The 6237-nt window shown below is 70.9% G+C and carries 6 protein-coding genes; 3 read left to right on the plus strand and 3 right to left on the minus strand.

From position 1 onward, the window contains the following. The 3 genes from AC3EVP_RS36605 to AC3EVP_RS36615 all read right to left on the minus strand — a co-directional run. A partial coding sequence (locus tag AC3EVP_RS36605; RefSeq protein ID WP_435138034.1) for an SDR family oxidoreductase occupies window positions 1–1043 on the minus strand: 1043 nt, incomplete at its 3' end. Window positions 1044–1107: 64 nt separating this feature from the next. Continuing rightward, on the minus strand, window positions 1108–2067 hold the full coding sequence (locus AC3EVP_RS36610; RefSeq protein ID WP_335984391.1) for a 3-oxoacyl-[acyl-carrier-protein] synthase III C-terminal domain-containing protein: 960 nt from the start codon (window positions 2065–2067) through the stop codon (window positions 1108–1110). A gap of 299 nt (window positions 2068–2366) precedes the next feature. Next, window positions 2367–3995 carry an AMP-binding protein gene (locus AC3EVP_RS36615; RefSeq protein WP_335984392.1) on the minus strand — a complete coding sequence of 543 codons (1629 nt, stop codon included), beginning with the start codon at window positions 3993–3995 and terminating at the stop codon, window positions 2367–2369. Window positions 3996–4271: 276 nt separating this feature from the next. On the opposite strand from AC3EVP_RS36615, the gene AC3EVP_RS36620 reads away from it, so the two are divergent. From AC3EVP_RS36620 to AC3EVP_RS36630, 3 genes are read left to right on the plus strand one after another with little or no spacing between them, the layout of a single operon-like run. Beyond that, complete coding sequence (locus tag AC3EVP_RS36620; protein WP_335984393.1) at window positions 4272–5144, plus strand: diiron oxygenase; 873 nt, start codon at window positions 4272–4274, stop codon at window positions 5142–5144. Then, window positions 5134–5373: a hypothetical protein gene (locus AC3EVP_RS36625; RefSeq protein WP_335984394.1), complete on the plus strand. Its 240-nt coding sequence runs from the start codon at window positions 5134–5136 to the stop codon at window positions 5371–5373. Before AC3EVP_RS36620 ends, AC3EVP_RS36625 begins: the two co-directional genes overlap by 11 nt. Then, window positions 5373–6215: an aminoacyl--tRNA ligase-related protein gene (locus AC3EVP_RS36630; RefSeq protein WP_435138039.1), complete on the plus strand. Its 843-nt coding sequence runs from the start codon at window positions 5373–5375 to the stop codon at window positions 6213–6215. Before AC3EVP_RS36625 ends, AC3EVP_RS36630 begins: the two co-directional genes overlap by 1 nt. The last annotated feature ends 22 nt before the right edge of the window (window positions 6216–6237 follow it).

Below are 6237 nucleotides of genomic sequence, written 5' to 3' on the forward strand. Positions count from 1 at the left end.
CATCGGGTCCGCACCAGGTACTCCGCGGTCTGCGACACCAGCGCGTCCGGGTCGGGCGCCTGGTAGCCCGGCCACGCCTTGTGCAGCCGGGTGTTGCCGAAGACCTTCGGCCGGAAGAGCTGCGCGGAGAACGGCGACACGGACTCGAGCGCGTCGAGCACCGGCCCGTGCGGCAGGGTCCGCAGGCCGTTGATCAGGTTGGCGAAGGCGGCCTCGTCGACGAGCAGCGGCCGCAGGATCTGCCGCCGGATGAAGCTGGAGTCCTGCTCGAACGCGGTGAACATCAGGTCCACGATCCGGCCCAGCCGCGGGGTCTGCTCCAGGTCCGGGCAGACGTGGTAGTAGCCGGGCTCGGCAGCCAGCAGCGCCATGGTCGCGTTGACAGTGAACTCCCCGGTGCCCAGGGAGACCGGGATGTCGGACAGGCCCGGCATCAGCGACAGCAGCCCGTAGTAGAGGAGCTTGAGCGTGTTGTGCACCGCGTTGTACTGGGTGACGCGGCCGCTGTCGTCGTCGGCGATGATGGTGGGCACCCGGGCGATGGTGGCCGGCAGCCCGCTGTCCTGCACCAGGCGCTCGGCCGTGTGCTTGGACCACTCGTAGTAGTTGGCGAACCGTACGGTGTCTTCGGCCGCCTCGGCGTCCGCGCCGTCGGCGCCGTCCGCGGCGGTGCGCGGCTCCAGCACCGGCCCGGCGGGCTCCTCGGCAATGTCGCCGACCGCCAGGCCCGCGGTGTACAGGGTCGACAGCAGGACCACGCGCTCCAGGTCGGGGCAGCGCTTGGCCAGTTCGACGACCTGCGCGGTGCCGCCGATGTTGACCGCCTTCGCGGTCTCCCGCGGGACGGCGAACTTGGTGACGGCGGCGGCGTGCACGATGTGCGTCAGGCCCGCGGTCGGCACCCCGTCGAGGGCGCCGGGCACGGTGAGGTCCGCCTCGGCGCGGGTGTACGCCAGGACGTCGCCGTAACCGCCGTGCTCGCGCAGGGCCTTGACGATCAGGCCGCCCACGTAGCCGGCGGCACCTGTTACCAGGACGGTCATGAGACGGTCACCTCCGCGAGGCGGACGGGGCGGTCGGCGTACGTTCGGGGCCGGCGCTGGCCGCTCACACCGCCTCCAGGATGGTGGCCTGCCAGTTGAGGCCGAAGCCGGCCATCGTCAGCAGCAGCCGGTCGCCGGACTTGATCCGCCCGGACTCCACCAGGGCGGCGAGGTTCAGCACGTTGTCGGCGGAGATCACGTGCCCGGCGTCGGGCAGCGTGACACTGACCACCTTCTCGGTGTCGATCTTGAACAGGTGCGCCAGGACCGTCCAGGCCACGTCGTTGGTGTTCTGGGTGATCACCCAGTCCAGGTCGGTGGCCTGCAGGTCGGCGCGCTTGAGGGTCTGCGCGATCAGCCGGTGCATGTAGCTGAAGTAGCTGCCCACCGTCTCGTCGTCGCTCGCCATGCCCAGACCGCCGTTGGTGATCTGGTGGCTGGCCACGAGGCGGAACCCGCCCTCGGTCGGCTGCCGGCTGACGACGCAGGCGGCGGCGCCGTCGGAGATCACGTTGTACGCCTGCTCGTAGACCGCGTTCTCCGGGAACCGGTCGGCGGTCACGCACAGCACGCGTTCCCAGGTCGGCTCGGTGGCGAGCATCGCGCCCGCGATCCGCAGCGAACCCAGCATCGAGGTGCACGCCTGCTGGTTGAGGCCGATCGCTATCGCCCCGTCCAGCTTGAAGTCGGCCTGGAGCCGGCTCACCGGAAAGTCCATCAGGTGCTTGACGTCCCGACTGCTGCGCCATTCCTCGTCGCTGCCCACGTTGGCGTTGAGCGGCAGGCAGGTGGCGTACACGATGGCGTCGGCGCCGGCCGCCTTGTCGGCGATCGGGCGGACCGCGGAACAGGCCAGGTCGTAGGCCGAGGTCCCCGGCTCACACATGTAGTGCCAGCGGAATCCGGCGGCCTTCATGTCCTCGGCGGACGAGAAAAGCCGGCCCGCCGCCGCGGATTCGTCGACACTGCTTTTCCGTTCACCGAGCGCGTACTTGAACGAATCGATGTAGAGGGATTCCAACATCGAACTCCCGTCTTCGCGCCGGGCCTTCTCTGGCGCCGCGAAATTGTGTGGTCGGAATCATCGATGGGACGAGCATAGGTCCGGCGGCTCAGGTAAATCCCTAGTCAGTCCGGGACCGCGCGGGGCCGGCTCGCTGTTTCCGCGTTCAGGCGCCGGGCCGCCGGCGGAACACGCCGGCGGCCGGCCGTAATTCGACAATGCCCGTTCGGCGACGGGCAGCTGCCCGTTCGCCCGGTGTTCGGTGCCCGGTGTTCGGTGCCGGTCGGTGCCGGTGCTCAGTGCCGGTCGGTGCCCGGGGCTCACACGATCCGGGTGCCGGGGAGCTTCCCGGCCGACCACAGCTGCCACATCGCGCGCCGCTGCGGCTTGCCGCTGGAAGTGCGGCGGATCAGGCCGTGCTCGCCGGAGATGACGGCGATCTCGGGGTCCGGCCCGAGCTCGGTGCGCAGCGCCTGGGTGACCTTGTCCGCCCACGGGCCCGGCTCGGCCTCGGCGAAGACGGCGACGCCGGGGCGGCCGCCGTCGCTCATGCTGACCACGGCCAGCCGGTTGAGGCCGGCCGCCTCGCGGGCCTTGAACTCCAGGTCCTCCACGTACACCGTGCGGGCCCGGACCTTGAGGCTGTCGCCCATGCGGCCCAGCACGTACAGGTCGCCGTCGTGCACGAACCCGGCGTCGCCGGTGTGCAGCGGACCGTCGAACGGCTCCTCGCCGACGTACCCGTCGGTGACCGAGCTGCCGGTGATGACGATCTCGCCGAGCGAGCCCTCGGGCAGCGCCTTCCCCTCGGCGTCGGCGATCTCCACCCCGACACCGTCCTCCGGCAGCGGCCAGCCCTGGCCGGCCAGCCAGCCGGTGCCGTCGCCGGCCTCGGGGGTCACGGCGCCGGCCGGCGGCAGCAGCAGACCGGTCTCCAGTACGGTCACCGGCTCGCCGAACCGCATCTGCTCCCAGTCCGGCCGCGCCACCCGCCCGGGGCGGCCGACCGCGCCCGCGGTGACCGCGGAGGTGTTCTCCGCCAGCCCGTAGGCGGGGTGCAGCGCGGCCGGGTCGAACCCGGCCTGGGCGGCCGCGGCCGCGAACGCGCGCAGCGCGCCCGGGTCGGGCACCTCGCCGCCGACGACCGCCGTCCGCCACCCCGACAGGTCCAGCTTCGCCCACTGCTCCGGGCGCAGCCGGCGCGCGACGTAGCCGAAGCCGAAGGACGGCGCACCGGAGTGCGCGGCCTTGCCGGCGCTCAGGCACGACAGCCAGCGCTCGGGGCTGCGGATGAACTGATCGGGCCGCATCAGCCACAGGTCGCCCTGCCGGTCGGCGGTCATCACGCAGGTCAGCAGGCCCATGTCGTGGTTGAACGGCAGCCAGGACGCCATGCCGTCGCCGTCCTGCCACCGCATCCAGCGGCGCAGGATGGCGAAGTTGGCGTCCATGTTGTCCCAGGTGACCTGGATGGCCCGCGGGCTGCGGGTGGTGCCCGAGGTGAACTGGAGCACCGCGACCCGGCCCGGCTCCTGCACCTGCGCCGGGCTGCCGGCGTCCCGCCGCACCTCGCTGACCGGTGTCACCTCGGCCAGCAGCGGCGCCGACTCGGCGTCGGCGAAGGTCACCGCGGGCTTCGCCTGCGCCAGGATCGCGGCGGTGTGCGCGGTGTACTCCGCGCCCGCCCCGTACCCCGGCACCGGCAGCATCGTCGCGCAGCAGCCCGCGGCCCAGGCGCCGTACAGCGCGGCCAGCCCGTCGCGGTTGCCCGGCAGGGCGATCGCGACGACGTCGCCGCGGCCCACGCCCCGCGCGGCCAGGTCCGCCGCGACCCTGCGCGCGTCCTCGGCAAGCTCGGCGTACTCCACTCGCTCCCAGCCGTCACGCTCCCCGGCGAACCACACGCCGCGGCCGGGAGACGGCGCACTCAGCCACCCAAGTATCGACATGCGCCCATCCTGCACGACCTGGCGGCGATATTGACTAGGGATTTGCCTGAGTCACCCGGCCTACGCTCGCTCCATCGATGATTCCGCCCACACAATTCGCGGGAACGGGCGGCAGACCCGGCCCGAAGACGGGAGCTCGATGTTGGAACCTCTCGATATCGATTCGTTCAAGTCCTACCTGACGCCCAACGGCATTGAAAGCCGCGACGACGCTGCTATTTCCGTCTCTGGAGGCGACATGAGTGATCGGCTGCATGGGCGCACGGGAGACGAGACATGAGCCTCGCGGAATCCGTGGCAGCGGTGGCTCGGCGGCTCAGCGAGGTGTCCCAGCACTCGTACCAGAACCCGTACACCGCGCTGGACTGGCCGGAGTCCGTCGACCCCGGCGTGGACTGGTTCTCCTCCCCCGAACTCCTCAGCCTCAACGGCACCCCGTACTGGGACAAGATGTCCGAGGCGGACCGCAAGCGGCTGGCGTTCCACGAGGCGGTGAACTTCTACAGCCTCAACATCCACGGCGAGAAGGGCCTGATGGCCGGCCTCGCCGAGCGGCTGTACCGCAAGGACATGATCCAGGTGGCGGACTACCTGCATCACTTCCTCGACGAGGAGAACAAGCACAGCATCTTCTTCGGCGGCTTCTGCACCCGCTACGCGCGGGTGTACCGCAGCCGCCAGTTCTCCGTGGGTGAGGAGGAAGTGCCGCGGGACGTCGGCGACTTCCTCTTCTTCGCCAAGACCATGGTCTTCGAGGAGATCGTGGACCACTACAACTGGCTCCAGGCCCGCGACGAGCGGCTGCACCCGGTGGCCAGGTACATCAACCGCAACCACCACGTCGAGGAGGCCAGGCACCTGATCTTCGGGCGCAACCTGGTCACCGAGCTGTGGCGGACCAAGCAGTGGGACGCACAGACCGTCGACGACGTCCGCGGCCACCTCGCGGCGTTCATCACCAGTAGCTGGCGGGAGTACTACAACCCCGACGTCTACGCCGACGCCGGACTGGCCGACCCCTGGGAAGTAGCCGAGAGCGCGTGGAACTCCCCGGCGCAGCGGGAGCACCGCCGCACCGTCACCGCCAAGTGCCTCGGCTTCCTCGCCACCGAAAAGATCCTTCCCGAGGAGCCCGTCGATGCTTTCTGAGCCGGATTTCCGCGCCGAGCTGCGCGCGTGGGTCAGCGAGAAGTCAGGGGTGCAGGTCACCGACCACAGCCCGATCTTCGCCGACCGCACCCTGCGTTCGGTGCACATCCCCGAGCTGCTGCTGCTGATGGAGCGGCTGCGGGGCACCCCGATCGACGTCGAGGACTTGCGTCCGACCGACTTCCGCGACATCGACACGCTCGCGACCCGCTTCGGGACGCAGTCGTGATGCGCTGGCACGGCTCCGGGCAGGTCTCGCTCTCCGGCGAGCTGCTGCGGCTGGCCGGCGACGCGGACGCGGCGTTCCTCCAACTGGCCGGGGTGTGGGGGGCGCAGGGCGAACGGCACCCCTCCACGCTGCCGACCGCCGTGCTGCGGAAGACCGGCTACCTGCGGTCCTTCCCGCACCAGGCCACCTTCGCGGTCGGGCTCGAGCCCGACCGCATCAGCGGCTTCGCCGAGGACCCCGACCAGGACCCGCGGCCGTTCCTCGGCCCGGCCGACGAGATCCTCACCCCGGCCGCCTGCTACCACCTCTACCCGGCGCACGAGGGCGAGGCGCTCGCCGAGCCGCTCTACCTGACCACGGTGAACACCTGCTACCGGCGGGAGCGGGAGTACGTGCCGCTGCGCCGCCAGTGGTCGTTCACCATGCGGGAGATCGTGTGCGTGGGCACCGCCGAGGAGACCGCGCAGTTCGCGCGGCAGACCAGCGAGGCGGTCACGCTGCTCTTCGAGCTGGCCGGCCTGGACGTCTCCTGGGAGCACGCGACCGACCCGTTCTTCGAGCCGGAGCAGAACCCGGCGTTCCTGATGCAGAAGCTGAGCCCGGTCAAGCGCGAGGCGACCTACGGGGACCTGGCGATCTCGTCGGTGAACCTGCACCACGAGCACTTCGGCGAGGCGTTCGGCATCACCCGGGACGGCAAGGACGCGCACACCGCGTGCGTCGCGTTCGGACTGGAGCGGTGGCTGGCCGCGATCCTCGGCACCCACGGCGAGGACCCCGCCTCCTGGCCCGATCTGCGGGCCCTGGCCGCGGAGGTGACCGCCAAGTGGCCGTTGTCGTGAGCGAACCCGTGCGGACCCGAGA

The sequence above is a fragment of the Actinacidiphila sp. bgisy144 genome, from assembly GCF_057708105.1.

Excerpts from the sequence above, each read along its gene's own strand:
- AC3EVP_RS36620 (WP_335984393.1), top strand. The coding sequence starts at position 4,272 with ATGAGCCTCGCGGAATCCGTGGCAGCGGTGGCTCGGCGGCTCAGCGAG.
- AC3EVP_RS36630 (WP_435138039.1), top strand. The coding sequence starts at position 5,373 with ATGCGCTGGCACGGCTCCGGGCAGGTCTCGCTCTCCGGCGAGCTGCTG.
- AC3EVP_RS36625 (WP_335984394.1), top strand. The coding sequence starts at position 5,134 with ATGCTTTCTGAGCCGGATTTCCGCGCCGAGCTGCGCGCGTGGGTCAGC.
- AC3EVP_RS36615 (WP_335984392.1), bottom strand. The coding sequence starts at position 3,995 with ATGTCGATACTTGGGTGGCTGAGTGCGCCGTCTCCCGGCCGCGGCGTG.
- AC3EVP_RS36610 (WP_335984391.1), bottom strand. The coding sequence starts at position 2,067 with ATGTTGGAATCCCTCTACATCGATTCGTTCAAGTACGCGCTCGGTGAA.